Below are 26,657 nucleotides of genomic sequence, written 5' to 3'. Positions count from 1 at the left end.
CGTACGCCGCACCGTACGACATACGGAGTTGCTTGACAAGCGTTCCCCGGCATGCCCACGGCGCTTGTCGATCAACTCCGGATGACCTACCGTACGCACTACGGAGTTTTCGGGAGAAGGTACGCACGTGGCACGAGAGAAGAGTGGGCGCGCGGATCCCGCGCGGACCCTCGCGTTGTTGTGGCGCACCGGCGAAGGGCCCACCCGCGGCCCCAAGCAGGGGCTCACCGTGGATCGGATCGTGCAGGCGGCGGTCGAGATCGCGGATGCCGACGGGCTCGGCGCGCTGTCCATGCGCGCGGTCGCCGAGCGGCTCGGGGTGGGCACCATGTCGCTGTACACCTACGTGCCGGGCAAGGCCGAACTGCTGCACGTCATGTTCGACGCCGTGTTGGGCGAGTCCGCGCTCCCCGACCCGGCCGGGCTCGACTGGCGTGCGGCCCTGGAGCGGCACGCACGCGCCGACCACGCGCTGGCCAAGCGGCATCCGTGGGTGGTGCAACTGTGGGGCCCGGGCCTGCTGTTGATGGGCCCGCGGCTCACCGCCCGGGCCGACGCGGCGCTGCGCACCGTCGCCGACGTCGGGTTGACCGAGGCCGAGATGGCACACGTGGTCGGGCTCGTCGACGCGTACGTCCGGGGCATCACGCAGGTCGCCGTCGACGCCGACCGGGACGCGGTGAGCAGCGGCGTGGGCTACGAGGACTGGTGGGCGGAGAGCACCCCGTACCTGGAACGGCTCATCCAACCCGCCCGCTTCCCCACCCTCACCCGGGTCTGGGCCTCCGGCACCTACGAGGAAGCCCCGGACGCGGGCTTCGAGTTCGGCCTGCGCCTGGTCCTGGACGGCATCGAGACCCTGATCCACTCACGGCAACCGGCAGCGGGCCCGGCACCGCAGGGGTAGCGAACAGCGCTGTCCCGCGAAACCGGCTGGGACACCGGAAGTTCGTCCGGTGCGGGCAGGGGACGGCCGTCGGATCGGTGGTCGCCGCCGCCCTGCCCGAAGCCGGTTACCGGGCCGGCTTGCCGGGCTGGTCGTGCGTGGCGCAGTGAATGCCGCCGCCCCCGGAGGCGATGGTGTCGATCTGGACGGGGACGATCTTGCGGCCGGGAAAGTGGTCGCGCAGGATCTGCTGCGCGCCGTCGTCGGCGCGCGCGTCGCCGAAGCGTGGCAGGAACACCGCCTTGTTCGCGACGTAGAAGTTGGCGTACGTCGACACGAAGTCCTTGCCGCCGACGCCGGTCAGCTTGGCGGGGTCGGGCGTGGGGAGTTCGACGATCTCGATGGGCTTGCCGCGCGCGTCGGTCGCGTCCTTGAGCACGGTCTTGGCCTGGGCGGCCGACCGCGTCCACACGTCGCGCTCGCCCGGTACCGCCTCGTCCAGCAGTACGACGCCGGGCGCGACGAACCGGGCCAGCGAGTCGACGTGCGCGTCGGTGATGTCCTCGCCGCGTACGCCGTCGAACCAGATCACCTTGGTCACGCCGAGGACCCGCTTGAGTTCGTCCTCGATCTGCTGCCGGGTCTTGCCGGGGTTGCGGTTGGGATTGACCACCGAGCTCTCGGTCACCATCAAGGTGCCCTGGCCGTCGGTCTCGAAGGAGCCGCCCTCGGCGACGATCCAGGTCTCGTCGCGGGGGATGTCGTACTTCGTGAGCACCTCACGGGCGACCTTGGCATCGTTGCCGTGCTGCTGCTTGTTGCCCCAGCCGCTGAAGTTGAAGTCGACGCCGGCGAGCTTCCCGGATTGCTCCACGAACACGGGTACGGTGTCGCGCGCCCACAGGTCGTCCACCGCGATCGGGACCACCTCGACATCGCTTCCGCACGCCTGTCGGGCGGCGTCCGCCTGCCCCGGACGGGCGAGCAGGACGACCGGTTCGTACGCGGCGACGGCCCGCGCCACCCGGGCGATGTCCTGCCTGACGGCGGAAAGGTCGCTGCCCCAGATGCCGGTGGACGCCGGCCAGGACATGAACGTACGGGCGTGGCTCTCCCATTCGGCGCCCAACCGACGCCCCGCCGCCGGGCTCGCCCCGGGCTCGGCCGGCCCGGCCGACCCGGCCGACCCGGATTCCGGCGTTCCCGCGCCGTTCGAGTCGGAGCAGGCGGTCATCCCGAGGGCAAGTGCGCCGGCCCCGGCCAGGGTGCGCAGCATGCTTCGACGGGACAGGGAGAAATCTGACACGGAATACTCCGGGAGCTGGATTGCGAAATACGACCGGGCACTGGATCCGGCTTCATTCGACCCGCGGAATCACGGTAGTCGAGCGTGTTCACGGGTTGGCGAAATGCCCCGATTGTCGGGCGCGTCGCCGCGCGGCAACCGAATCAATCACTGGGCTCCATCCACGCAGGGAGGCGCGCCTCGTGGCTGGCTGTGCGGCTCGGTCACGTCCACACTGTGGCATTGACTGAAACTTCAGTCAACTCTAGGAGCGTGTCGAGCGCCCGACTCGGACCGGGCCGTTCCCGCGACAGCGCAGGTCACGACACGGCCACGCACCACCCGCCACCCGCCACCCGCCACCCGCCACCGGCAGGGAGGCGGCACGCTCCTAAAATGACGCGATGTCATCGACCGACACTGGAACCTGGTCGCCGTCAACCACGCCGCCCGGTTGGTGTTCGGGTACGGCGAGATCGACCACAGTTGTCTCGTCAGTTTCTTCACCAGTGCCCACTTCCGATCGACGATCCGCGGCTGGAACGAGGCGGCGAGGGCGATCGTCGGTCGGTTCCGCGCGGACGCGGCGCGCTATCCGGACGATCCGGAGTTCGGTCGGCTGGCCGCCGACCTGTGCGCGGCGAGTCCCGCCTTCGCCGACGTGTGGGCGGAGTTGCCGGTCGGCAGTACGGGCCAGGGAATCAAGGCCCTGGTGCATCCCGCGGTCGGCGAGCTGGTTTTCGAGTACTCCACGTTGTCGCTGTCGGATCTGCCGGACCACCGGCTGCTCCTGTACACACCCGCGCCGGAGACCGACACCGACATCCGGTTGGCCACCCTGCTCGCCGCGCCGGAAGCGGTCGGGCTCTGAAGGTGGTGGTGGCAGACCCAGGTTCGACCGACACTGCCGCGCACGCCGGAGCCGGTCGAGGATTTCCGGCATGGAACGATTCACGAACAAGACGGTCCTGATCACCGGCGGTACCAGTGGCATGGGGTTCGCCGCGGCGCGCAGGTTCCTCGACGAAGGCGCCCATGTGGTGATCACCGGGCGGGACCGGGAGCGGTTGGACGCGGCCGTCGACCGCCTGGGTGTCGCCGCCGGCCGCATTCTGGCGATCCGGGCCGACGTGGCCTCCCCTGCCGATCTCGAGCTGCTGGTACGCGAGATCGAGACCTGGCGCGGCGGCCTGGACGCGGTCTTCGCCAACGCGGGCATCGGAATCTTCAAGCCGAGCGCCGAGTCGACCGAGGACGACTTCGACCGCACCGTCGATGTCAACTTCAAGGGTGTCTTCTTCACCGTCCACAAGGCAGTGCCACTGCTGCGCGACGGCGGAGCCATCGTGCTCAACGCGTCCTGGACCCTGCACCGCGGCCTGTCGGTGGCCTCCGTCTACTCCGCCACCAAGGCGGCGGTGCACAACCTTGCCCGGACGTTGGGCGCCGATCTCGCGGGGAGCGGGATCAGGGTCAACTCGGTGAGTCCCGGCTACATCGACACGGAAATGTTTCGGGACGCCAATCCCGAGCCCGACGCGGGAGCCCGCATCGCCGCGCAGGTACCGCTCGGCTGCCTCGGCCATCCCGACGAGGTCGCGGCGGCCGTGGCCTTCCTGGCGTCCGACGATGCCTCGTACATCACCGGGCAGGACCTCGTCGTGGACGGCGGTCTCCTCGGTTGCGTACCGACGGCATGAGGAAACGACACGGCGCACCGGATCCCGTCCCGACCAGCCGCCCGCGTGGCCCGAGGCCGAGGCCGAGGCCGAGGCTCGCGGCGGCGGCAATTCTCCTGGCCCTGTTGATCCTTCCGACCTCGGTGACCGGGTCGGGCGTGCTGCTCCCGCACATCGCACGCGATACGAACGCGTCCTTGGCCGCGCTGCAGTGGGTGGTACACGGCTACAACCTCACGTTCGCGAGCTTCATGCTCGCCGGTGGAGCCCTGGCCGACCTGATCGGGCGGCGCCGGATGTTCGCGGTGGGCGCGGCGCTGTTCGCCGCGGCTTCCCTGGCGAGCACGCTGGTGGGCGACATCGTCGTACTCGACGTGCTGCGCGGGGTGGCCGGCATGGGCGCGGCGGCCCTGCTGACCAGTGGCAGTTCCATCCTGGCCGCGACCTTCGAAGGCCCGGCGCGCACCCGCGTGTTCGCCGCGGTCGGGGTCGTGACCGGTGCCGGACTGGCGCTGGGCGCGATGGCGGCCGGCGCGTTGGCCGATGCCCTGGGTTGGCGTGCGTTCTTCGGGCTCCACGCGCTACTGATGCTGATGGTCCTGCTCGCGGTTCCGTTCCTGAGCGAGTCGCGCGGCGGGGCGGCCCGAGTGGACTGGGCGGGCACCGGGATCCTCGTCGGCGGTCTGTTCCTGCTCATGCTCGGCGTGGTCGAAGGGCCACAGTGGGGTTGGGGCAGTGCCCGCGTACTGGGCCTGCTCGCGGGATCGGTGGTGTCGATGGCGGTGTTCGTCGTCGTCGAGCAGCGCACGCGACACCCGATGCTCGACCTGAGGTTGTTGCGCAACGCCAGGTTCATGGCGCTGTGCCTGATTCCCGTGGTGGTCACCCTCTCGTTCGTGATCCTGTTGCCGCTGCTGCCGAACTACCTTCTGGTCTCGAGCGGTTCCTCCGGCCGGGCGGCCGGCATCACGATGTTGTGGATGACCCTCCCGATCCTGGTCACTCCGCTCCTGGCGGGCCGACTGGTCCGGTGGGGGCTGTCCGCGCGCACCGTGTTCGGACTCAGCCTGGTGTGCCTGACGACCGGCGTCGCCTGGCTCGCCGCCGTCGTACAGCCGGGTGTGGGCACGGCGACCTTGGCCGGTCCGCTGATCCTCCTGGGTGCCGGCGTCGGGCTCAACTTCGGCCTGGTCGACGGTGCGGTGTTGACCGTGGTCGCGCCGGAGGCCACCGGAACGGCGGCGGGATTTCTCAATACGATTCGGCTGGGCAGCGAGGCCATCGCGATCGCCGCCGCCGGCGCGGCGCTGGTCGACGTGACCGGTGATCGACTCGACGGCGGCCTGGGCGGGTTCCCCGCGTACCGGGGGTCGGCGGGCGAACTCGCCAACAGCGTGAACGCCGGCGACCTCACCGGTCCGCTGTCCGACCTGCCACCCACGATCCAACCGGCATTCACCGACTTCGTCACCCACGGACTCACCGACGCCTGGCAGACGGTCCTGTGGGCAAGCGCCGCCCTGTGCGCGGCCCTGTCGTTGGCAATCCACATCATGCTCGCCGAGCCACCTGGTAAGAGGTCCTCGGAGACCGAACCCCCTGCGACGGCGAACAACGAACCGATCACGGACCGCGTCGCCTCGTAACGCAAGCATTACCACCGCCCACCCACACCGCCCGCGCCCACGCCCCGCACGTAACGCCTCGATGGACGTCTTCGCGGCAGGTACCGATCCGCCGGCGACGCCTTCCCGGTCCAGGCCCCGAGGGTGGAGCCGCAGGCAACTCGCCCGGAACGAAGCCGTGTTCGCGCGCGCATCCCCGCGCGGCGCCGACGGCGGGCGGTGGGTTCGGCTCGTCCGCGTCGCTTCGCGTCGCGTCGCGTCGCGCGACAGCACAAGCGCCCGGCCGGAGCCGAGGAATCGCGCCGGGCGCCTCGGGGTGTTCGGCGGCCGTCGGCGTCCCGACCGCACACCCCGGCGCCGGGCGACGCCGCCCGCTCCGGCGCCCGGCCGCGCGTCGGCTACCCCCTCGCCGACGCGTCCCCCAAGTCATTGCCGGGCCGGGCTCGTTCGACGATTCGGGCGGCCACCGGAGCGGCCCACGCCTCGGCGCTGACCGATTCGACCCACAGCGCCCTGGCCGGGGTGTCGCCGGGGTTGTCCCAGGCGAAACTCGTGTGCGGGGGCAGGATGATGGCGTCGCCCTCGGCGATGAGCGTCTCGATGGTCTCGTCCGTGACGAAGCGCATTCGGCCGGCGAGGACGAACGCGAAGGATTCGCCGGGACGCGTGTAGGGTCCGCCGCTTCCCTCGCCCGCCGGCACGGTCAGCAGTGCGGGTTCGAGTTGGTGGCCGGGCAGGACCAGTTCCTCCCAGCTGACCCCGCCGAGGAATTGGCCCCTGGCACGTTCGTCGCTGCGCACGACCGTGGTGCTGCGCGCGTGGAAGATCGCCAACGCACTCATGGGCAGCAGCAGCGCGTCGGCGATGCGGGCCAGGATCTGCGTGGATATCCCGGATTCACCGCGCTCGACCGAGGACAAAAACGAGGGTGAGACGTCGGCGCGGGCGGCGAGTTCCTTGATCGTCAGCCCGCGGTCCTTGCGCGCCCGCCGCAGGTTCTCGGCCTTGGCGCGCTGCGCGGCGCCGCCCGCGACCGGCGTGCCGGCGAGCGAACTGCGGATGGCGGCGGGGTTCCACTGTCGGCGGCGCCGCAGGTCGGTGATCTGCCGGGCCCGCGCGATGTGTTCGTCGGTGTAGCGGCGCTGACCGCCGGGCGTGCGGTCGGGTACGAGCAGGCCCTGGCTCTCCCATACGCGCAGGGTCTGGGCGCTGACCCCCACCTCTGCCGCAACCTTGCCGATCGACCAGTGCCCCATCGGCTCAGTATATGGGCCCGCACTGCCCGTGAACGCTGCCCCGGCTCCACCTCAGCGCTGCCGTGAGCGCCGCCGTAAACGCTGCCGTGAGCGCCGCCCCGAACACGGTCGGGACACGGTCGTGAACGCGCGGTGAAGGCTGGACAAACTTACAGGCCCTTTGTAAGTTCACCCGTATGTGCCGCAGCGCACATCTTCGACTCCCGGCAGGAGACCTCCGTGATCCACGAAGTCCAGCCTCCGATTGCCCCGCCCCGGCCCGCCGTGAAGCTCGCCCGGCCGAGCGGTGTCGAGACCCGTTCCATCGACTGGGTTCCGCCGCGCGAGCGGCACGGCAAGGCCTGGCATCAGGCACCGTTCTGGTTCACCGGGCAGTTCGTGGTGACCACGATGGCGCTGGGCTTCATCGGCCCCGCGCAGGGCATGTCGGTGCCCTGGTCGATCGCGGCCGCCACCCTCGGGGTGCTGTTCGGCACGTTCTTCATGGCCTTCCACGCCAATCAGGGCCCCACCATGGGCCTGCCGCAGATGATCCAGTCCCGCGCCCAGTTCGGCGTCCGGGGCGCGATGGTCCCGATGCTCGCCGTGGTGTTCGTCTACCTGGGCCTGAGTGTGTTCGGCGTGCTGCTGGTCACGCAGGCGCTGGCCCTGGTCGTACCGGGCCCCGCCGCCGCGTGGGGCCTGCTCGCGGTCGCCGCCTCGACGGCCCTGGCCGTGGTCGGCTACGAACTGCTGCACAAGGTGATGCGGTGGCTGCCGTACCTGGCCATCCCGCTGTTCGCCGTGTTGACCGTGCTGGCCCTGACCGACCTGCATCCGAAACCGGCCGCACACCCGGTGACGGCGAGCGCGTTCCTGGCCCAATTCACCGCGACCGCCGGGTACATGCTCGGCTACGCGGTCTACGTCTCGGACTACTCGCGTTACCTGCCCGCCGACACCCCCGCGCGCAAGGTCATCGGCTGGACCTACCTGGGCGCCGCAGCCTCCGCCGTGTGGCTGACCGCACTCGGCGCGCTGATCGCCGGTTCCATGGACGTCGTCGATCCCCTGCTCGCCCTGCGCGACGTCGGCAACGGCTGGTTCTCCGGCTTCGGCACGTTCGCCGTCCTGACCACCACCGTGCCGGTGGCCATCGCCCTGATGAGTGTCAACTTCTACGGCTCGATGCTCTCCGGGCTGAGCATGGTCGGCGCCTTCCGCCCGGTCCGCGCGACCGTGCCCGTACGGGTGGCGGGCATCGTCGCCGGAGCGGGTGTCGTGTACCTGGTCGCGCAGTTCATGCCCGACTCGTTCGTCACCAACTTCAACGACTTCGTGACGATTCTGCTCTACCTGCTGGTGCCGTGGACCGCGGTGAACCTGTGCGACTACTACTGGGTGCGCCGCGGGCACTACGCGATCGCCGAGATCTTCCGCCCGGACGGCGTCTACGGGCGCTGGGGAGCGCGCGGTCTGACCTCGTACGGCCTCGGGGTCCTGGCCATGGTCCCGTTCGTGTCCACCGGCTTCTACACCGGACCGCTCGTCGCCGAACTCGACGGCGCGGACATCTCCTTCGCGGTCGGCCTGGTGGTCTCCGGCGGCGCGTACCTGCTGCTGACCCGGTCCTTCGACCCGCGCCGCGAACAGGCCGCGCTCGAGGCCGATCCGCGACTGCTCGCCGAAGGCGCCGCCGGGTTCGCACGCGAGGTGATCGAGACCGATCGGGGGGCGCTGGCCGTGCTGCTCCGGCGCGCCGAACCGGGCGGCGACGCGGCGCCGCTGTTGCTGGTACACCCGGCCAACCTGCGCGCCTCCTGCTGGCGGGCGACGGCCGAGCAACTGCCCGCCGACCGCACGTGGTTGGCCGTGGACCTGCGCGGCCACGGCGAGTCCCCTCGCGCCGACACCTACTCGATCGCGGCCTGGGCCGAGGACTGCGCGGACGTGCTGCGCGCGTTCGGCGCCCCGGCCGCACACGTGGTCGGAGCCTCGGTGGGCGCCGCGGTCGCCGTCGAACTGGCCGACCGGCACCCCGCGCTCGTCGCCTCCCTGGTCACCGTCGGCGGCGCTTTCGAGCCCGCCGGGGAGGACGCGTACGGCGAACTGGCCCAGGCCATCGACGTACTCGACCCGGGCGAGGCGCTCCGCCGGCACACCGTCGAGGACGCGCTCGCCACGCCCCACGTCGCGCCGGAGGTGATCGCCGACCTCAGCGCCAACGACGCCGCCACCGTGACCGCGATCTGGCTGGCCGCCAACGCGACCGACACCCGCCGGGCGGCCCCGCACCTGCGGCTGCCGATCCTGGCGGTGGTCGGCGAACACGACCGCACCTGCCCGCCCGCGGAGTCCACCCGATTCGCCCGGGCGACCGGCGGCCGGCTGGAACTCCTGCCCGGCGTGGGCCACCTGCCGATGTACGAGGCGCCCGCCGTACTGGCCGCGCTGCTCGCCGCACACCTCCTGGAGAACGGATGAGGACCATCTACCGGGGAGCCGCCGTCCACGACGGCACCGGCGCCCCACCCGTGACCGGCGACCTGGTGGTACAGGACGGCCGCATCGTGCCCCCGACCGAGGCCCGCCCCGGCACGGACCGGGTGGTCGACGTGACCGGGCGCAGCATCATCCCGGGCCTGATCGACTGCCACACGCACGTCAACCTCCCGCACCTGGACACCGCGCGGCTGCTCAACACCCCGCTGTCCTACCGGCTGTTCACCGCTGGCCGTACCCTGTCCGGCCTGCTGGACCGGGGCATCACCGGGGTCCGCGACGCGGGCGGCGCGGACGTCGGCATCGCCCGTGCCGTGGCCGACGGCCTGGTGCGCGGGCCGCGGATCCAGACCGCGATCGCGATGATCTCGCCGACCGGCGGGCACGCGGACCCCTGGCAACTCTCGGGACAGAGTCCGCGCGCCGCGTTCCCCGTCTACCCCGGCATGCCGGACGCGGTCGCCGACGGCCCCGAGGGCATGCGCCGGGTCGTCCGCGAACTGGTCCGCGCCGGCGCCGGCGTGCTCAAGGTCGCCGTCTCCGGCGGGATCAGCTCGCCCCTGGACGACCCGATGCACTGCCAGGTACGCGAGGAGGAACTCGCCGTCCTGGTCGCCGAGGCGGCGGCGGCCGGGCTCGCGGTGATGGCACACGCCCACGGTCCGGCGGCGATCGCCGCCGCGGTGCCGGCCGGTGTCCGCTCCATCGAACACGGTGTCTTCCTCGACGCCGAAAGCGCCGAACTGATGCGCGAACACGGCACCTTCCTGGTGCCCACCCTCACCGCGCCCACGGCCTACCTCACGATGCTGGAACAGGGCAGCTCGGTCGACCCGACCGCGCTGCGCCAGGCCCGCGCGGCGGTGGCCGCGCACACCGCGAGCTTTCGCCGGGCGCTGAACGCGGGCGTGCGCATCGCGATGGGTTCGGACAGCGGCTTCTCACCCCAGGGCGACAACCTCCGCGAACTGGAGGCCATGGCCCAAGCCGGCCTCGACCGCGCCGCCTGCCTGCGCGCCGCGACCGCCGACGCCGCCGAACTCCTCGGCGTAGCAGGCGAGACCGGCACCCTGCGGCCCGGCCTGCGGGCCGACTTCTGCGTCGTCGACGGCGACCCGCTGGACTTCACCGGACTCTCCGACCGCATCCACGCCGTGTACCTCGACGGCGAACTGTCCGGCGGCCCGCTGTACCACGCCACGCATCCCGACTGAGCCACCGCGCGACGGAACCGGAACCGACGGCAGCACCCGAACCACGACGGCACTCAAACCTACGGCGGAAACCGAACCTACGGCGGAAACCGACCCAAAGCGCGAAATGCATGAAAGGCACGAAAGGCGAACCCATGACCGACACCCTCGAACCGCGCCGGCACGCCCCCGGCGCGGACATCGACGAGATCCTTCGACTGAACCGGGAATGGTGGGAGGCCAACGTCGGCTTCGACATCCCCCGCATGGTGGAGGTCTTTCCCGGCCCCGACGACGAGTACCTGATGTTCAACTTCAACGGCCACCCCTACTTCGGCATGACGGAGAAGGTCGCGCTGTGGGAGTGGTACCGCACCCGCATCGACCAGAGCGGCGGCCTCCAGGTCCGGGTGATGCGCCTGGAGGTGCGCGGCGACACCGCCTGGCTCGCCTGCGAGGCGACCTTGGCGGCCGAGCAACTCGACGGCGGGGAATGGACGGTGGACTCCGTCGACGCAACCCTGATCCGGGCCACCGAGATCTACCATCGTGAGGACGGTGTCTGGCGCATGTGGCACACGCACATCAGCCCGCTGCCCGACCCCGACGAGGTCCGGCCCGGCTTCGCCGACACCCACCGATCCCGCGGCCTGGGCTGGACCCCCTGGCCGGCGCTGCCCGAGCGGGAGGCGTGATGACCACCCCCGCCATCGCACTGCTGCTGGGCAGTTCCCAACCTCCCGGCGAGATCCTGGCCGCGGCGACCGCCGCCGAACGGGGCGGCTTCGACGAACTGTGGGTCGGCGAGGACTACTTCTTCTCCGGCGCCTTCTCCATCGCCGGCAGCCTGCTGGCCGCGACCCGGCTGCCGGTCGGGATCGGCATCGTCCCCTCGGTCACCCGCCACCCCGCCGTCACCGCGATGGAGATCGCCACCCTGGCCGGCATGTACCCCGGCCGGATCCGCGCCGGGGTCGGCACCGGCGTCCCCGACTGGCTCGACGCGATGAACCTGCGCCCGCGCTCGCCACTGGGGTCACTGCGTGACACCCTGCGCGCGCTGCGCACCCTCCTCGAAGGCGGGACCCTGACCGGTACGTTCGCCGGCTTCACCGCCGAGGGCATCGTGCTGGAACACCCCCCGACCGTGCTCCCCGAACTGTACGGCGGCGTCTCCGGCCCCAAGGCCCTGCGCATGACCGGCGCCGAGGCCGACGGCGCCATCCTGTCCGCCCTGGCCGGCCCCCCGTACGTCGAGTGGGCCCGTCGGCAACTCGCCGAAGGCGGCGGCGACCAGCCCCGGCGCGTCGTCGCCTACACGCTGTGCGCGGTGGACCGGGACCGCGACCACGCCCGCGAGCGCCTGCGCGAACTCGTCGGCCTCTACCTGCTCACCGGCCCCCGCAACCCGCTCACCGAGGTCCAGGGCATCGCCGACGCCGCCGAGGAACTCGCCGCGCTCGGCCTGGAGAAGGCCATCCCGAAAATCCCGGACTCGTGGATCGACCGACTCACCGTCACCGGCACCCCGCAGGACTGCGCCGACCGCATCACCGCCCTCCACCGCGCGGGAGCGGACTGCGTCGCCCTCGCCCTCCCGCCAGACCAGCCCACCGACGCCCAGGTCGAACGCATCGCCCGGGACGTGCTCCCCCTGCTCGACCGCCCTGCCCGGGGCGCCTCGTGACGTACTCCATCGTCGCCAGGGACGACCGCACCGGGGACCTCGGCGTCGCCGCCCAATCGCACTTCTTCTCCGTCGGACCACTGGCCACGTGGGTACGCGCGGGTGTGGGCGCGGTCGCCACCCAGGCGTTCGTCGACCCCGGGTACGGCCCGCGCGGCCTGGATCTCCTCGCGGCAGGCCACCCGCCCGAGTCCGCCCTCACCCGCCTCACCGAGGCCGACGACGGGCGGGCCCAGCGCCAAGTCGCCCTGGTGGACGCCTCGGGCCGCACCGCCGTGCACACCGGCACCGCGTGCTACGCCCATGCCGAGCACGCCCGGGGCCCGGGCGTGTGCGCCCAGGGCAACATGCTCACCGATCCGACGATCCCCGCGGCCATGGTCGACGCGTACCTCGCCACGGACGGCGATCTTGCCACCCGCCTGCTGGCCGGCCTCGACGCGGCGCAACGACTCGGCGGCGACGCGCGCGGGCGGCAGTCCGCCGCGCTGAAGGTCATCGCCGGACCCGACCGGCCGGCCGGCGACGGCGTGCTCGTCGACCTACGGGTCGACGACGCGGCCGACCCGCTGGCCGAGTTGCGCCGACACCTCCACCTCCAACGCGCCTACCACCGGATAGGCGTCATCTTCACCCCCGGCATGGTCACCGGCGACCGGACGCCCGACGACAACGAAGTGCGCGCGGCCCTGACCGCGCTCGAACAGGCCGCCGACCTCCTCCCCGACAGCGCCGAGCCCCTCATGTGGACGGCGATCATCCTCAACCGCGCCGGCCGTACCGCCGAAGCCGCCACCGCAACGGCCCGAGCCCTCGCCGCCAACCCGGAGCTGGCCGCCTTCCTCACCCGCCTCCACGACCAGGGCATCCTGCCGCTCACCCCCGCCGACACACCCTGAGCCGGCTGCCTGCGTACACAACCGAACCGGGGCCCTTCGTCCCGGGCGACGCGAGCACCTGCCTCGGTCCGGGCGGGTGCTCGCGTCGCACTCGGCGAGGTGGGCGGCAGAGTGCGCGGCGGCGCGACGCTCGTGCGGGGGCGGCGGCCCGGTCGCGCTCCATGTTCGCGAAACGGCTCCCGAACCGGCCCCCGAACGGGACCCCGAAACGATGGAGGAAACATGCCCGTGCCGTGCCTCCTGCGCTACTGCTCCACCGCCGCGCTGATCGTCACGATCGGCGCTCCCGGTCCCGGTCCCGGTCCCGGACCTGACCACGACCACGACCACGAAACCGGCGACCGATACGAGGACTCCAACGTCGATCGGCCCGCCGCACCACAGCCTGCCCGTCCGCCCGTCGCCAACCGTCGGCGGCCGGTTCCCCGGGATCAGGGATAACTCTACCGACAACACCCCATCGGACGTGGCGTGTGCCGGGATCCCACGCATCCAGGGCATCCCAACCCCCGCTGCCACAGAGCAAGTTCAACACAACCAACCGAGTCAAGCCCTCCGCCCTCCGCGCCCCCTCCTCCTCCGCCGCCGCCGCCGCAAAGGGTGGCGAATCAGGGTCCGACTCGTCGGTGCGGCCGTGCTGTCACTGTTGTGTAGACGCCGAGGCCGCCTTGAGCTGTCGCAATGCCCCCGCGAATGCCCGGGTTTGCTCCCCCAGCGCGCCGAAGAACGCGGCATCCGACGCCTCGACGGCGACGACGGCGCGGTTCGCCAGGGCACGTCCCTCGTCGGTCACGGCGAGCGCCCGGGCGCGGCCGTCCGTCGGGTGCGGGCGGCGCTCGACCAGACCGCGACCCTCCAGGACGCGCAGGACCTGGGAGGTCATCATCGGGTCGGACGCGGCGTGGTCGGCGAGCGCCTTTTGAGTCACCGGTCCCTCGGTTCCCAGCCAAGTCAGTGCCGCGAGGAGGACGAACTGGACGTGGGTGAGGCCGTGGGGTTCGAGGGCGCGGCGGATGTTCGCCTGCCACCGGTTGGTGACCTGCCACAGCAACAACCCGGGGCTCTCCTCGGCGTCGGTGAACCCGCTGTCCAGGTCGCGCCCGGTCACGAGGCGACCATCGCGGAACGGATCCGTCGGAAGTCGTCCTCGGTCAACTCGACCAGCCCGCGCCGCAGTTGGTATCCCCAGTTCGGATCGGAGGTCAGGGCCAGGGACCCGGCGAGCCGGCGGACGGGTACCTCCGCCGCGTGCGGCGCGTAGTCGACGCGTCGGCGCCAGGGTTGGAAGCCGCCTTCGTCGGCCTGCCAGATTTCGTCATCGAGAATCTCGCCGATCGCGGTGAACGCCTTGATCGGTTCGCCCTCTTGCCTGCCCGTGCGCGGCGAGTAGTAGATCAGCCAGTCACCGGCGCTCAGCCGGGCCAGCGCGGGGCGCTTGCCGTGGCACAGCTGCGCGATGCCCAGGTTCTTGCCGCGGTTCACATGGTCGCGGCCGACCACGCCGAGCCAGTACTTCATGCGAGGCTCCCGGTGGTCGACCGGGTGGTACGGGACGCCTCGGCCGCGGCCTTGAGGCCCTCCAGATCCTGCTGCAGGGTCGCCTTGATGCCCTTGCCGAGGATGGCGTTCCACAGGCGGGACAGCGGTCCGGTCAGCGTGACGGTCACCGTAACCCCGGTGCCGGCGTCCGGGGTCTCGGTGACGCGGTGGTCGAAGGTCATGCGTGCTCCGGGCAGCTTGGAGACGTCGACGAACCGATCGTCGGCGAGCTCGGCGATCACGAACTTCGTCTTCGGGCCGCCCTTGGGCTTGAGGACACCGGTGGAGCCCGCCGCGAAGGGCCCGTCGAGGCGGACCCATTCGGTGTCGCTGTTCCACTGCGGCCAGGTCGCCATGTCGGCCCAGCGGGCAAAGAAGGCGGACGCGGCAGCGGACGAGGTGATCTGCGCGGAGGCGATGTTCAACATGTTTTTAGTATGCGCGCTTAGTTGTTTCGCGTCAAGCCTCTCCACGAAGTCGGCTCCTCGACACCGGGGGAAATCAGCCACGACCTCGCCGGTCAAGGACACCGCCGGCCGACAACCCAGTGGCGGCGACGCGCCTACTTCAAGGCTGTGTTCGTCACGGTCCGCAAGGCACTGTCACCGCTCCACGTCGGCGGAGTCATCGTGATCAACGCGTCTTGGATCCTTCGCCGCGTGGCCTGCCGAAGGCATCGTTCGACTTGCCGGGTACAGCCGCGCACCGTGAGTACGCTCTGCGTATGGCTGACTATGTGATCGTGTCAACGGCGGCGGAGTCACGCGAAACCGCGACGGAGCTTGCTCGTTCGGTGGTGGCCGCCAAGCTGGCTGCGAGCGCTCAGGTGACCGGCCCTCTGGTGTCCGTCTTCTGGCATGAGGGTCGACTCGGTGAGGGCGAGGAGTGGCAAGCCTCCTTCAAGACCACGGGCGACCGATACGCGGAGTTGGAAGCACACATCATCGAACACCACCCGTGGGCCAACCCGGAGGTCTCGGCCGTACCGTTGGTGTCCGGGTCGGCACTGTACCTGGAGTGGATCCGCAGGACCGTTGCTTCCGGCCAGGTCTAATCGGTCAACCGCTCGAAGGCAGCCGCTACGAGCGGCAGTGCGCGATGCGGGGTCAATTGCTTGAGCACTGTGACTGCGCGTTGTCGCGGGCGAACCGAGCCGACTCCCGTGGACAGATCGAGAGTGTGGGCAATCGTTACGGCGGCTTGCTCGATCTCGCCTGCGCAGGCGTACGCATCGGCCAGCCACGTCAGGTACAGCGCCTTGTCGCGGGCGTGGTTGTCGTCGAACTTCCGAAGTACGTCTTCGAGTACGGGGACGGCACGGAGGGGTCTGTGCAACTCGGCCCAGCATCGACCGGTCATGATCTGGATCTCGTCCCGATCGACCCAGACCGACCAATCCGGCTGCGGTTGGTCGTCGGGCCGGTCCAGCGCCGCGTTCGCCATCGCGAGTGCGCGCTCGGCGCCGGACGCTTGCCCATTCGCAGCACATGCCCATGCCAGGCGTTCGAACAACAATGCCTGCGCGCTGCGGGGAGCGTCGCGACCGGCGGTCTCGCAGGCGGCGGCGGCCATTTCCACGCCCGAACGATCGGTGCTCGCGAGTTGGTAGGCGCTGTAAGCCAGCGCATTCCCGGCCAGTGAGTTGTCTCCGGCTTCACGCGCTGCGGACAGACTCATCCCATACAACTTGGCGGCCTCGTCGTGGCGCCCGGCGTCGAATGCCGCCCACCCTGCCTGCTGCGCCTGCTCGGCGACGAGCGACACCAAGGCGCGCCCGGTGGCTTCGTCGTAGCCGGCTGTCCGAACCATGGCCGTGCCGGCGTTGAGTTCCGCCATGTACAGATCGTAGGTCTCGGATCCGCCCAGGAAGTTGTCGAGTTGGCGCAGGCGCGCCGTGCGCTGCACGAGCTGTTGCACGGTGCTTGGTCCGATGCGACGTCCAACGGTGGGGTGAGGGGTCGCGCCGGCTGCGGTCGTCAAGCCCATGGTGGCCATCGATGCCTGCACGAACTCCCTGCGTAGCACGTGATCGTCTCCATCCTCGGCTGACGGGTGGTCCACTCGTACGAGTAGCTCGACCTCGACCGCAGGATCCGACACATGTGCGATGCGGCCTGACTCACTATCGGGGCCCCACCCGAGAGATGAGAAGGGTTGTCCCGTCGTGCGTTCGAGCACTCGACGATAGGCCGCGCCGGGCATCCGAATCGTGCCGTCCTCAAGATGGGCCACGTAGCGCCAGTTGCAGGCACAGTTCAAGCCCAAGTCGCGCGCGGCCTCGGCCATCGACCGGGCAAACTCCTCGCGCGTTTGATGACGCACTTCCTTGCGCAGCCGGCGCAAAACCGTGTTCGGCTTCTTGTCCTTGTTGGCAGTCACGGTGACTCCGACCCCCCGCAGGAATCGATCCAGTCACCCAGAGTAGACCCGTGCTTGCAGCATCGGCGGGCAGAAGCCACTTGCTGACCGCCGCGATATGGCATGCCCATGACATCCGGCCGTCATGGATCTTGACTTCTCAACGCTCCATCCTCGTTGGCATGGGCAGAGCGCAGACAGTGCGGACGGGCCTCTGGCGCGATATCGAGCGAGGTCCGGCTGAGCAAACGGAAGGGGCCAAGGCCGCTTCCCCATACACGGATTACCCGGATGGTTCGTGGAGTTCCGGGCGGGGCGTCTCGTGCGGGGGTCGGTATCCGGTGGGGCCTGTGCCCGGTGCGGCGTGGGCTCTGGGTTGGGATCGGGCGTGGGTACCGGAGAGTATTGCGGTACCGGAGGCGCGGGCGTGGACACGTAAGGCGTTGTCCGGCTGGGACCTGACATGGCTGGCCGACGACGCGTGCTTCTGCGTGTCGGAGTTGGTCACCAACTCGGTGGTGCATGCCGAGACTTCGGGCCCGGACGCGGGGATCACGGTGCGGATGTGGTGCTGGCCGTGCGAGGCGCTGGTGATCGAGGTCATCGACTCCGATCCACGCTTCCCGACGATTCCGGCGCCGGAGGTCCTCGACCCGTCGACGTCCGCCGTGGAGAACCTCCCGGTGCGTCATCGAGGGCTGCGGGCCGTTCAGGCGTGCGCGGGCTGGCTGACCTGGGAGAGGTGTGCCTACGGCAAGTCGGTGTGGTGCCGCTTCATGTTGGCGCCGATCGCCCCCTTCGCCGGGGCCACCGACCCCCCTTAGAACGGGCGGGGTCGCCGACCGTTCGCGGTGGTCCCGCCTTTTCCCCGGAAGGCGACGTCCCCTTTCGGGGAACCCCTGCCGCGCGGCGGGTGTGACGACATGGCACGTCACCCCCTCTGCGTCCGCGCGGCAGGCGGCGGCGCCCGGTTCGCTGGGCCGGGCGCCGCCCACAACCACGGGTTTCTCGACGAACGCGCCCACGTGCTGGTCACCGGGCGGGACCGGGCGCGACCGGGCGCGGCTGGGCGCCGCCGTCGATCGCCTCGGTTTCACCGCAAGCCGCACGCCGGGGATCCGGGTCGACGCGGCCTCCCGTACCGATCTCGAGTTCCTGGTACGCGAGACCGAGGCCCGCCGCGGCAGCCCGAATGTGGTCCTCGTCCACACAGACATCGGAATCTTCGAGCCGACCATCAGGCTGGATTCCCGTCCATCCGGCCGAACCGGATCCCCTCGTGGCCGAGGCAAGTTGGCGTGGTGGCGACAAGCCTCGGCCTGTCGCGTCCCGGTTCGGTCCTCGTCGACGCGTGTGGGTTGCCGAGGACGTTTCGACCGTCAGTCGACCCACACCACGACGGCCAGGTCTCGCCTGCGCGCATCCTCGTAGAAGACCCGGAGCCGGGTAAGGGCGCGGGTCAGGAGCGGCACCAGAAGATTCCCGGCCATGAGATGCGCGATGTCGCCGAGGGGGAATCGGAACAGGGCCGCGGCTTCCTCCGCAGTCGCCGGAATCGCGGCCGGAATCGTGTCCGAATCGACGGCGGCCAACGCAACGGCGATCTCGGCGACGGCCGCAGGAGGCAACAGGGCCGGTGGTTCACCGAAACCGTCGTAGACCCCGTCGTGATCCAGGAAGGCGACATCGCCACCGGGATCACCCTCCAGGGCACGGGTGATCGCCGCGACCGAAGTCCCACTGTTGCCGGCCCTGCGAAACAACGCCGGCAGCGGCCAGGCGTCCCAGTTCAAGTCCAGCCGATCCGCCTCCGGTGGATCCCAACCGGGGTCATCGGTCGGGGACTCGACCGCCCGGCGACGACAGTCCTCAAGGTAGGACGGGCTGACTCTCGCGAACTGCTGCGTCAATGCCACGAAGCGCAGTCTTGCGGATCCCCCTGGATCCGTCACGGGAAATGATCTCCACGGTCGCAAAAACGAGCGCCCGCAAGGACGGCCCCACCTGGTCGAACCCACTCGTGAACGGCCGACTCTCGACGTGGTCTCAGAACGGCAGATCGTCGCCGAACCCCACGACGTCCGCGAGGCTCCCTTCGGCCCCGACCACGTGCCCCGCCTCGGGGTCCTTCACGCTCGGCGAAAACGGAGACGGCCGGCCACGGCGGGCGGCGTGGTGCCTGGGACCCATGCGCGCCGGCGGCGCGTATCAGGTGTGGGCGGCGGGCCTTGCGCGCCGCTGGACGACGATGCCGAGCGCAACGACGCTCGTGGTGGCGAGGATCGTGATCGTCCACACGAGGCCGTTGCCGTCGGGGTGCATCGACCACAGCAGCGCGGCCACGCCCGACGTCAGGGCGGTGGCGTAGCTGGAGCCGGTACTGATGCAGTAGCTGGTGGCGCCCCGGCAGGCGGCGGAGATGTCCTCGCCCGGCGCGGCGATCCCGATCCAATCCCCGCCGACGAGGCTGATCGGACGGTGGATCCGGTCCGGGGAGGCGACTGCGGCAGCCGGGCCGATTGCCGGCGGTGACGACGGACCACCGCTGCCGCGGCCTGCAACAGCGGTGGCCGGGGCGGCGACGATCACCGCCGCGCCACGGGCTCTCGACGCGGTGGTCCCTCGTCGGGATGGTCGGCGGAGAGACGTGGGCGCGGCGGTCCGGCTACCATCCCACGCTTAAATCATCCGTACAGGTAGAAGTCGGATATATAGGTGCCGCTTGGGGTGTTCTCATTCTGCCCGGGGCCCAGATTCCATTCGCAACGGTTGCAGCCGGGGTAGTCGAGGTAGAAGGTCGCACTGTACCGCCCGGAACTGACACCCCCGACACCGCTGAGGCCCGCCCAACCGTGCCCGTCATCGTGGTAGCAGTAGATATGACCCGAGGCGAGATTGACCGACGCTTCGCCGATCCCGGGGGTGCAGTTGGGGTCCCACGTGACCGCGTTCGCCGGCGCCGCGGCAAGCAGGTTGCCGCCTACCGCGATCCCGGCCACGGCCATGAAAGTGACGATCTTCCTCCGCAGGTTCATGATTTCCCCTCGAACGCATACCAACAGGGTGTAGGCGCCCACTTGTTGACGCCCACCGCCTCGAGGCTACGAGTCCCAGGGGAACGGCAGGAAGAAGCCCGTGCAAGTCCACGCAGGCCCACTCACCCGCCCGCGGCTCGGCCCGTCTCGGGCCGGTTCGCCCGCCGCATCACCGCGTGCGGCGGCGACGTGAACCCGCAGGCGGGGCGGGGCACCTCGGAACGGGGCAGCGATCGCTGCCGGGGTCGCGGCCTCGCGGGGCTTGGGCGACCCGGTTCGGCCGGCCCGGGCGTACGCGTCCGGGCGTACGCGTCCGGGCGTACGCGTCCGGGCAGCGTCAGTACATGGCCCGGGCCCGACGTCGACGGGCGACAGGCGACAGGCGACAGGCGACAGGCGACAGGCGACAAGGAAGAAGACCGCGCCCAGGGCAAGTACGGCCGTCGTGCCCGCCGCCACGATGACGGTCATCGGGATCGGGTCGTTTGCTGCGTCTCCGCGAACCGGGGTCCGGGGCGGTACCACCTATGCGCAAGGGACCATTGGGTGGCCGGCCGACCGGCGGATCGGCTGCGCCTCGGCGGGAGCGGTGGTCGCCGCGGGCGCTCGTGTGCTCAGTGGGTCACGGCAGTTCGGATTCGAGGCGGCGTTGTAGTTCGCTGAGGGTTTCGCGTGCGAGGTCGAGCCGTTCCGGGTCGAGGCCTTCGGTGGTGCGGAGGGCGAGGTGGGTGTAGGCCGCCTGCATCCGGTGCAGTGCGGCGCGGCCGACTGGAGTGACTTCCAACAGTTTGGCTCGCTGATGTGCGGGGTTGGGCCGGTAGCAGCCGAGTTCGTCGTCGACGAGGAGGTCCGCGACACGTTGGACGCTCTGGCGCGTGTGGCCGAGCCGGCCGGCGATGTCTCCGACCGGGGCGGCTTCGTGCTCGACCGCCGCGAGGACCTGCCAGCGCGCCAAGCTCTGACCGGTCGGCCGGGCAATGCCGTTGCCGACCGCTTCGACGACGTCGGCGAGCCGGACGATCTGGTCGATCAGCGCGCTGTAGGCGTCGCAGGCTCTCTCATCACTCTTGACAGCATGCTGTCGTATCACTAGCTTGTCGGACATGACAGCATGCTGTCATTGCGTGCTGCGACACGCAACACAGGGACCAGGAGAACCGAATGCCATTCGCACCTCGTCCATTCCAAATCGACATCCCCGAAGCAGACCTCGTGGACCTGGCGGAGCGCCTGGATCGCACCCGGTGGCCCGATGAACTGCCCGGGGTCGGTTGGTCCTACGGCGTCGGCAAGAAGTGGCTGCGGGATCTGGTCGACCACTGGCGTGCGGACCGCAAACGGACCCTCGACCACGAACGCTGGTGGTACGGGCGCTCCGGCTACATGCACGAGATGAGCACCCGCCCGCAGACGATCGCCTACGCGCTCAACGACTTGCCGGCCGGACAACTGGCCTGGAACCTGGAGTGGTTCGTCGACTACGACCCCACGCAGACGAACCAAACCCCCGTCGATCGGGACGCGATCCCGACCAACGTCACCATTTTCCGGCTGACCGCCACCGCAGGTTCGGCGGCACGGCTCAATTTCGAGGTCGGACCCGAGCTGCTCGCGGGGAGGCCCTCGCCATCGGGGGTTCCCACTGCGGTGGCGAACTTCCCCGGGGACAACGCCATTCAGGAGCCGGTGCGGCTGTCCGACACGGTCGCGCACCGGCGCGAGTACGAACGCGGCGGGCACTTCCCCACGTTGCAGGCACCAGAGGAACTCGTCTCCGACATCCGGGAGTTCTTCCGCTCCCTTCCGGACACACCGTGACTCACGATCGATCCGACCACGAAAAGGAATCGCTTGTGCACATCGGCATCGGGCTTCCGAATCAGGTACGCAACGTCACCGCTTCGATCATTCCACGCTGGGCGGCGCGGGCCGAGCAAGCAGGGTTCTCCACCCTCGCCACCACCGGGCGCTACGCGTACCCGGGCGTGAACGACACCGTCACGCTGGCGGCTGCGGCGGGGGCAACCACCACGATCGGCCTGCTCAGTGCGGTCCTCCTGGCCCCGACCTGGCCCGCTGCCTTGCTCGCCAAGGAAATCGCGGGCATCGACGGTGTCTCCGGCGGCCGGCTCACCTTGGGCATCGGAGTCGGGTCGCGCGAGGACGAGTTCACCGTGCCCGGACACGGACTCCGCGGTCGCGGAGCGCGCTTGGATTCCGACCTGGCGACCTACCGCGACGTATGGGGCGGCGAGCCGGTCGGCAACGGACCGAACCCGGCTGTGCCATCGGGAACTCGCCAAGTCCCCATGCTGTTCGGCGGCTACTCCACTCCCACGCTGAACCGCATGGTGCGCTGGGGCGAGGGCTACATCGGCGGTTCGCTGCCGGCGGCCATGACAGCGGCCGCCTTCGAGGCGGCGAAACGAGCCTGGCGGGCGGCAGGCCGCCAGGGCGCCCCGAAACTCGTCGCACTCGCCTACTTCGCACTGGGCGACACCGAGACCGGGCAGACGAATATCCGGGACTTCTACCGGTTTGCCCCCGAAGACATCGCCGCCAACGTGGTGCTCTGCACCACCCCGAAAACGATCGAGCAGTCCATCACGGACTACGCCGACCTCGGTGTCGACGAGATCATCTTCGTCCCCGCCACAGACGACCTCGACGAGGTCACCCGGCTCGCCGACATCGTTGCCTGAACGATCGGCGGGAACTCAACGGTCCTTTGCCGCTTACGACTTCGCCGGCTGTCGAGCCTGGCCTCCCGGATACGGCCGCGGAGGTTGGCGATGATCTCGATCGACCACGGCCGCGCCGAGAGGTCGAGCGGAAGGCCGCGGTATCGGACGCAGGCCTGCCGCGAGCAGGTCGCGGGGCTCACCGCCCGGCACGAGCATGGGCCCGCAACACCGGCGCGGTGCTGCGGGCCCATGCCTACCACTGGGATTCAGGCGAGGTCGTCGTCCTGGATGTCGTCGAAGCTCTGCTGACCCTGCCGGCGGGCCTGCTCCGCGCGCTGCCTCAGACGCTCCTGCTCACTCTGTCCTCGCTGCTGTGCCTCGTCCTGCTTGCCCTGCATCTTCTGCTGGGCCTGCTGGGCCTTCGCCTGCATCTCGTCCTTGATACCCATGAGGGGAACTCCGTTCCTGCGGGGGTGGTCGGTCCTCAGCCACCATGGCACGGAGGAAAGCACGACGCCTTACGTTCCGTGGCAATTGAGTGACGCTCCGCGCGGAGGGAAAGAGTGCGCTTTGCGCTCGGGGCCGGTCGGGGTTGCCTCCGGACCTGCGGCCAGGGCGCAGCCCGGGGTGGGCCCCGGGCGGGTCGTGCGGGTCCGGTGGGGACGCGCGACCAGGATCGTCGACGTGCACCGACCCCACCCCGCGCCGTCCGCCCGGCTCGAGTCGGCCCACGACCGAAATCCGTCCGCGTTCACGGTAGTCCGCGCTGATCGCAAGCAGCCGTGCCCCCACGACGGCACTCGCCCCGACCCTCCCGCTCACCACGGGCGCAGCGAAGCCGAACTGCCGCCCGACGTCGTCCCGATGGAGCACGATGCCCAGATGCCCCGATGCCCCGATGCCCGGATGCATCGCCCGCGAGCGGTCCTCGTCGCCTTCGACCCCGACAGGCCCCTGCTTCAGGCTGCCGAACGGGCAGACCGCCGGCTGGGCCTGGAACACGTTCTATGCGGACTACCGCAAGACTGTGGTCTGTTGAGTCGGTCGGCCGGAGGTCCGGACGTCCGGACGCGGGCAGTGGGAAGGGCCGGGGCCCGGTGGACGGGCCCAGCCCGACCGTCAGTTGCGGGCGGCGATGGGACTCACACACAGGCCCGCCAATGGGTGGTGCCCTCGGTCACGCAGACCTGCGTGTACAGGCGGCCGTCCACGCCGATCGAGTTGGCTCCGGGGTAGTAGAGATTGGAAGTATCGTTCGCCGAGACCCGGTAGTCGGTCCAGGGCCCCGCGAGTGTGAACTGGATCGAGGTGAGGCCGTCCCTGGGGTCGTAGTTGACACTGGTGACGCAAAGGCGCTCGCCGTAGCCGTTCGTGGGGCTACAACCGGTGGCCGCCTGGGCCGGGGCCGCCGTTACCACGCCGGCCACAGCGGCGGTGGCTGCGGCAACGGCCAGGGTGGTGATCGTCTTTCGGAACAGGGTGTACCTCTTCTTCTGTAGAAGGAACCGGCTGGAAGGGACTGCTTGCACCGCGCCGTGCGTGTAGGGCCTGGATGGCACCGCGGGTAGCGGGGCTGTGCCCGGCACGGTGCGCCGCGGCATGGTGCGGTCGCGCGGGTGGAGCGTCCCCGCCGCAGTCGGCAGCCGGCAGCCGGTCGGGGCGCGAGTGTCGCCGGTCGGCGTGGGTGCTGCCCGCTCCCGGCCGCCAAGTCGCAGTGGCCTGCTCGGCGCGTCGGGAACACGATGCCGCGACGACGCGGGAGGCGACCAATCTCCCGCGCAACTCCACACACCCACAAGCGCGTCCGTGCCCCCGACGGCAGCACGGTGACGAAGGGCCGGGAGGGCCGAGAGGGCCAGGAGGGCCGGAGCGGGCCGCCCCCGACACCGAAGCCGATGAGTGAAGCCGGCAACGGATGTGCGGACCTCGTCGGCGCGGCGGCATGGCCCTCGGCGATGAATGCGAGCGAGCGCGGGCCACGCAGCCCCGCCATGGGTCGCCGTCAGCCCAGGAGATTGTCCAAGTGGTAGTCCAACACCCCGCGCGCCTCCTCGGGGGAACGTTGGCCCAGGGCGACGTCGACGCCCAGGCTCGAGGCCAGGCTCCAGCAGATGTCGGCGTCGATGTGGTCGTCGCCTCGGGCCGGCGTACCGCGTTCCTGTCGGGCCGCGACGATGAGCCCCGCGGTGAACTGCACCAACTCTCCGCCGCTCGGCCCCAGTACGCCGGCCATGGCCGGATCCGAGATGGCCCTTCCGATCACCGCGACCGACAGGCGCAACAGGCGCAGGCTTTCCGGGTCGTGGGAAAGCAGCGCGCGCAGGCATTCGCGGAGCATCGTCTCCGCGCCCGCCTGGCCGGACGCGTTGATGGACGCCTCGATCCGGGCGTTCAGCGCCCGTACGCTGCGCTCGATCGCGTCCCGGACCAGGTCCTCCCGGGTGGCGTAGTAGTGCTGCACCTGACCCATGGACACCCCGGCCTCCGCCGCGACCTTGCGCAGCGTCACGCCCTCCAGCCCGTCGCGGAGCGTCAGGGTCCAGACGGCTTCGGCCAGGCGCTGTCGGCGCTCCTCGTGGTCGACGATCTTCGGCATGCACTCTCCCCGCGAGCCAATGCGTTCGCATTGCATCGCGCTTCTCACTCTATTACAGTGCAAGTGCATTGTTAAAATTGCCGAGAGGGCGTCATGAAGTTCGTCGTACTCCAGATCATCGGAATGGCTTTGGTCGTTGTCGGCGGCCAGGGCTCATTCCGACTGCTCGTCGACCACGACAACGTCGGGGTGCTCGGCCAACTGTCCGGGGAACCGTCGTTCCCGGTCGCCCTGTGCGGCTACATCGCCGCCGCCGTCGTCGGCCTCCTGCTCGCCGGTTGGGCGCACAACCGCGCCGAGGCCCTCGGGCACGTCGAGTAGCACCGACCACGACGCGCCCGGTAACTCGCCCCGTGGACGGGAGCGTCCACCGCACCTTCCCGACGACTGGGCATTAATCCGTTTCGCGTGGTAATGATGCGGATTCCGGCGAGTCGGGCGATCATGAAGACCGCCCGACGAGAAGGCGGCACATATCCATGATTGTTGCGGAAAGCCTCACCAAGAGGTACGGCACGAAGACGGCTGTCGACGACGTCAGTTTCGAGGTTCACCCCGGACGGGTCACCGGGTTCCTCGGTCCCAACGGCGCGGGGAAGTCCACCACCATGCGGATGATCCTGGGTCTGGACCGACCCACCGCCGGCCACGTGACGGTGGACGGTCGGGCCTATCGGGACCTGGTCGCGCCGATGCTGGAGGTCGGGGCGCTCATCGACGCCAAGGCGCTGCACGGCGGCCGAACCGCCCGGGACCACCTGGTGGTGCTGGCCAAGTCGAACGGCATCCCGCTCACTCGGGTGGACGAGGTCCTGGACACGGTCGGCCTGACCTCCGTCGCCCGGAAACGCTCCGGTGGCTTCTCCCTGGGCATGGGCCAGCGCCTCGGGATCGCCGGGGCACTGCTGGGCAACCCCCGGGTGTTGTTGTTCGACGAGCCCGTGAACGGGCTCGACCCCGAGGGGATCCTGTGGATCCGCAATCTGATGAAGCGACTCGCCGGCGAGGGCCGCACGATCTTCGTCTCCTCCCATCTGATGAACGAGATGGCCGTCACCGCCGACCATCTGCTGGTCATCGGGCGCGGCAGGATCCTCGCCGACACGGGCGTGGCGCAGTTCATCGCGGAGAACTCGATCAGCCACGTGAAGGTGCGCTCGCCGCAGGTGGACCGGCTCGCCCGGCTCGCGGCGGAGGCGGGTTGGCAGGTGTCCCGGGACCCGGCGGGGGCGTTGCTGGTCCAGGAGGTGACCACCGATCAGGTCGGTGATCTCGCCGGGCACAACGGGGTGTTCCTGCACGAACTGGCCAAGGTCGAGGCCTCGCTCGAGGAGGCGTTCATGCGGCTCACCGCCGACAGCGTCGAGTACCACACCGGCGGCGAGCCCCCGGAGGCCGCCGCGACGGTCCCGGGTTGGGGTCCGCCGACCGCCACCGACCGGATCGGATGAGGC

The 26,657-nt window shown here is 70.3% G+C and carries 29 protein-coding genes; 15 read left to right on the top strand and 14 right to left on the bottom strand.

Annotation, left to right across the window (positions count from 1 at the left end):
* The first annotated feature begins 127 nt into the window (after window positions 1-127).
* The gene (locus ABIA38_RS35940) at window positions 128-907 is read left to right on the top strand and encodes a TetR/AcrR family transcriptional regulator (RefSeq protein ID WP_424643149.1); all 780 of its coding nucleotides are present in this window, start codon (window positions 128-130) and stop codon (window positions 905-907) included.
* 106 nt (window positions 908-1,013) lie between these two features.
* Here the strand turns inward: ABIA38_RS35940 and ABIA38_RS35935 are convergent, their stop codons facing one another.
* Complete coding sequence (locus tag ABIA38_RS35935; RefSeq protein ID WP_424643148.1) at window positions 1,014-2,192, bottom strand: agmatine deiminase family protein; 1,179 nt, start codon at window positions 2,190-2,192, stop codon at window positions 1,014-1,016.
* 388 nt (window positions 2,193-2,580) lie between these two features.
* On the opposite strand from ABIA38_RS35935, the gene ABIA38_RS35930 reads away from it, so the two are divergent.
* The 3 genes from ABIA38_RS35930 (at window position 2,581) to ABIA38_RS35920 (ending at window position 5,496) form a co-directional block, all read left to right on the top strand.
* Window positions 2,581-3,042, top strand: a complete 462-nt coding sequence (locus tag ABIA38_RS35930; protein WP_424643201.1) for a hypothetical protein — start codon at window positions 2,581-2,583, stop codon at window positions 3,040-3,042.
* Window positions 3,043-3,112: 70 nt separating this feature from the next.
* Entirely contained in the window at window positions 3,113-3,871 is a 759-nt protein-coding gene (locus tag ABIA38_RS35925) for an SDR family NAD(P)-dependent oxidoreductase (RefSeq protein WP_424643147.1), read from the top strand.
* Window positions 3,872-3,975: 104 nt separating this feature from the next.
* A complete protein-coding gene (locus tag ABIA38_RS35920) occupies window positions 3,976-5,496 on the top strand; it encodes an MFS transporter (RefSeq protein WP_424643146.1) in 1,521 nt (506 codons plus the stop codon).
* Window positions 5,497-5,873: 377 nt separating this feature from the next.
* Here ABIA38_RS35920 and ABIA38_RS35915 read toward each other — a convergent pair whose 3' ends face one another.
* Window positions 5,874-6,731, bottom strand: coding sequence for a MerR family transcriptional regulator (locus ABIA38_RS35915; protein WP_424643145.1), 858 nt, complete (start codon window positions 6,729-6,731; stop codon window positions 5,874-5,876).
* 219 nt (window positions 6,732-6,950) lie between these two features.
* Here ABIA38_RS35915 and ABIA38_RS35910 point away from each other — a divergent pair, with 219 nt between their 5' ends.
* The 5 genes from ABIA38_RS35910 to ABIA38_RS35890 all read left to right on the top strand — a co-directional run bounded on the left by ABIA38_RS35910 (window position 6,951) and on the right by ABIA38_RS35890 (window position 12,991).
* Window positions 6,951-9,194, top strand: a complete 2,244-nt coding sequence (locus ABIA38_RS35910; protein ID WP_424643144.1) for an alpha/beta fold hydrolase — start codon at window positions 6,951-6,953, stop codon at window positions 9,192-9,194.
* Window positions 9,191-10,426: an amidohydrolase family protein gene (locus ABIA38_RS35905; RefSeq protein WP_424643143.1), complete on the top strand. Its 1,236-nt coding sequence runs from the start codon at window positions 9,191-9,193 to the stop codon at window positions 10,424-10,426. Before ABIA38_RS35910 ends, ABIA38_RS35905 begins: the two co-directional genes overlap by 4 nt.
* A 134-nt stretch (window positions 10,427-10,560) precedes the next feature.
* Window positions 10,561-11,100 (top strand): YybH family protein, encoded by a 540-nt coding sequence (locus tag ABIA38_RS35900; RefSeq protein WP_424643142.1) that lies wholly within the window; start codon window positions 10,561-10,563, stop codon window positions 11,098-11,100.
* A complete protein-coding gene (locus tag ABIA38_RS35895; RefSeq protein ID WP_424643141.1) occupies window positions 11,100-12,092 on the top strand; it encodes an LLM class flavin-dependent oxidoreductase in 993 nt (330 codons plus the stop codon). Before ABIA38_RS35900 ends, ABIA38_RS35895 begins: the two co-directional genes overlap by 1 nt.
* Complete coding sequence (locus ABIA38_RS35890; RefSeq protein WP_424643140.1) at window positions 12,089-12,991, top strand: DUF1028 domain-containing protein; 903 nt, start codon at window positions 12,089-12,091, stop codon at window positions 12,989-12,991. Before ABIA38_RS35895 ends, ABIA38_RS35890 begins: the two co-directional genes overlap by 4 nt.
* A gap of 640 nt (window positions 12,992-13,631) precedes the next feature.
* Here the strand turns inward: ABIA38_RS35890 and ABIA38_RS35885 are convergent.
* The 3 genes from ABIA38_RS35885 to ABIA38_RS35875 are packed head-to-tail and all read right to left on the bottom strand — an operon-like array spanning window position 13,632 to window position 14,958.
* Window positions 13,632-14,099, bottom strand: coding sequence for a MarR family winged helix-turn-helix transcriptional regulator (locus ABIA38_RS35885; RefSeq protein WP_424643139.1), 468 nt, complete (start codon window positions 14,097-14,099; stop codon window positions 13,632-13,634).
* Window positions 14,096-14,509, bottom strand: coding sequence for an EVE domain-containing protein (locus tag ABIA38_RS35880; RefSeq protein ID WP_424643138.1), 414 nt, complete (start codon window positions 14,507-14,509; stop codon window positions 14,096-14,098). Before ABIA38_RS35880 ends, ABIA38_RS35885 begins: the two co-directional genes overlap by 4 nt.
* On the bottom strand, window positions 14,506-14,958 hold the full coding sequence (locus ABIA38_RS35875; protein ID WP_424643137.1) for an SRPBCC family protein: 453 nt from the start codon (window positions 14,956-14,958) through the stop codon (window positions 14,506-14,508). Before ABIA38_RS35875 ends, ABIA38_RS35880 begins: the two co-directional genes overlap by 4 nt.
* A gap of 296 nt (window positions 14,959-15,254) precedes the next feature.
* Between ABIA38_RS35875 and cutA the strand changes: the two genes are divergently transcribed.
* Complete coding sequence (cutA, locus tag ABIA38_RS35870; protein ID WP_424643136.1) at window positions 15,255-15,584, top strand: divalent-cation tolerance protein CutA; 330 nt, start codon at window positions 15,255-15,257, stop codon at window positions 15,582-15,584.
* Here cutA and ABIA38_RS35865 read toward each other — a convergent pair.
* Window positions 15,581-16,909, bottom strand: coding sequence for an XRE family transcriptional regulator (locus ABIA38_RS35865; protein ID WP_424643135.1), 1,329 nt, complete (start codon window positions 16,907-16,909; stop codon window positions 15,581-15,583). The two genes, cutA and ABIA38_RS35865, sit on opposite strands and share 4 nt — an antisense overlap.
* Before the next feature lie 161 nt (window positions 16,910-17,070).
* Between ABIA38_RS35865 and ABIA38_RS35860 the strand changes: the two genes are divergently transcribed.
* The gene (locus ABIA38_RS35860) at window positions 17,071-17,712 is read left to right on the top strand and encodes an ATP-binding protein (RefSeq protein ID WP_424643200.1); all 642 of its coding nucleotides are present in this window, start codon (window positions 17,071-17,073) and stop codon (window positions 17,710-17,712) included.
* Window positions 17,713-17,920: 208 nt separating this feature from the next.
* On the opposite strand, the gene ABIA38_RS35855 is transcribed toward ABIA38_RS35860, so the two are convergent.
* The 5 genes from ABIA38_RS35855 to ABIA38_RS35835 all read right to left on the bottom strand — a co-directional run bounded on the left by ABIA38_RS35855 (window position 17,921) and on the right by ABIA38_RS35835 (window position 21,028).
* Entirely contained in the window at window positions 17,921-18,097 is a 177-nt protein-coding gene (locus ABIA38_RS35855; protein WP_424643134.1) for a hypothetical protein, read from the bottom strand.
* 170 nt (window positions 18,098-18,267) lie between these two features.
* Window positions 18,268-18,804 carry a DUF1877 domain-containing protein gene (locus ABIA38_RS35850; RefSeq protein WP_424643133.1) on the bottom strand — a complete coding sequence of 179 codons (537 nt, stop codon included), beginning with the start codon at window positions 18,802-18,804 and terminating at the stop codon, window positions 18,268-18,270.
* A gap of 292 nt (window positions 18,805-19,096) precedes the next feature.
* Entirely contained in the window at window positions 19,097-19,477 is a 381-nt protein-coding gene (locus tag ABIA38_RS35845) for a S8 family serine peptidase (protein WP_424643132.1), read from the bottom strand.
* A 95-nt stretch (window positions 19,478-19,572) separates the two neighbouring features.
* Complete coding sequence (locus tag ABIA38_RS35840; RefSeq protein WP_424643131.1) at window positions 19,573-19,923, bottom strand: hypothetical protein; 351 nt, start codon at window positions 19,921-19,923, stop codon at window positions 19,573-19,575.
* Window positions 19,924-20,545: 622 nt separating this feature from the next.
* The gene (locus ABIA38_RS35835) at window positions 20,546-21,028 is read right to left on the bottom strand and encodes a MarR family winged helix-turn-helix transcriptional regulator (protein ID WP_424643130.1); all 483 of its coding nucleotides are present in this window, start codon (window positions 21,026-21,028) and stop codon (window positions 20,546-20,548) included.
* A 56-nt stretch (window positions 21,029-21,084) separates the two neighbouring features.
* On the opposite strand from ABIA38_RS35835, the gene ABIA38_RS35830 reads away from it, so the two are divergent.
* Together ABIA38_RS35830 and ABIA38_RS35825 are read left to right on the top strand one after the other, a co-directional pair.
* Window positions 21,085-21,741, top strand: coding sequence for an epoxide hydrolase family protein (locus ABIA38_RS35830; protein ID WP_424643129.1), 657 nt, complete (start codon window positions 21,085-21,087; stop codon window positions 21,739-21,741).
* 35 nt (window positions 21,742-21,776) lie between these two features.
* Window positions 21,777-22,625: an LLM class flavin-dependent oxidoreductase gene (locus tag ABIA38_RS35825; RefSeq protein WP_424643128.1), complete on the top strand. Its 849-nt coding sequence runs from the start codon at window positions 21,777-21,779 to the stop codon at window positions 22,623-22,625.
* A 248-nt stretch (window positions 22,626-22,873) separates the two neighbouring features.
* Here ABIA38_RS35825 and ABIA38_RS35820 read toward each other — a convergent pair whose 3' ends face one another.
* The 3 genes from ABIA38_RS35820 to ABIA38_RS35810 form a co-directional block, all read right to left on the bottom strand.
* A complete protein-coding gene (locus tag ABIA38_RS35820; RefSeq protein ID WP_424643127.1) occupies window positions 22,874-23,056 on the bottom strand; it encodes a hypothetical protein in 183 nt (60 codons plus the stop codon).
* Between the two features lie 693 nt (window positions 23,057-23,749).
* The gene (locus ABIA38_RS35815; protein WP_424643126.1) at window positions 23,750-24,136 is read right to left on the bottom strand and encodes a hypothetical protein; all 387 of its coding nucleotides are present in this window, start codon (window positions 24,134-24,136) and stop codon (window positions 23,750-23,752) included.
* A 473-nt stretch (window positions 24,137-24,609) separates the two neighbouring features.
* The gene (locus ABIA38_RS35810) at window positions 24,610-25,203 is read right to left on the bottom strand and encodes a TetR/AcrR family transcriptional regulator (protein ID WP_424643125.1); all 594 of its coding nucleotides are present in this window, start codon (window positions 25,201-25,203) and stop codon (window positions 24,610-24,612) included.
* A 93-nt stretch (window positions 25,204-25,296) separates the two neighbouring features.
* Between ABIA38_RS35810 and ABIA38_RS35805 the strand changes: the two genes are divergently transcribed.
* Both ABIA38_RS35805 and ABIA38_RS35800 read left to right on the top strand, forming a co-directional pair.
* Window positions 25,297-25,524 (top strand): hypothetical protein, encoded by a 228-nt coding sequence (locus ABIA38_RS35805; protein WP_424643124.1) that lies wholly within the window; start codon window positions 25,297-25,299, stop codon window positions 25,522-25,524.
* Between the two features lie 158 nt (window positions 25,525-25,682).
* A complete protein-coding gene (locus tag ABIA38_RS35800) occupies window positions 25,683-26,654 on the top strand; it encodes an ATP-binding cassette domain-containing protein (protein ID WP_424643123.1) in 972 nt (323 codons plus the stop codon).
* The last annotated feature ends 3 nt before the right edge of the window (window positions 26,655-26,657 follow it).

Origin of the sequence: Embleya sp. AB8 (assembly GCF_049739465.1) — a bacterium.
Lineage (GTDB): Bacteria > Actinomycetota > Actinomycetes > Streptomycetales > Streptomycetaceae > Embleya.
Note: the sequence above shows the minus strand (reverse complement) of the source record. Positions and strands in the feature narration are given on the sequence as shown.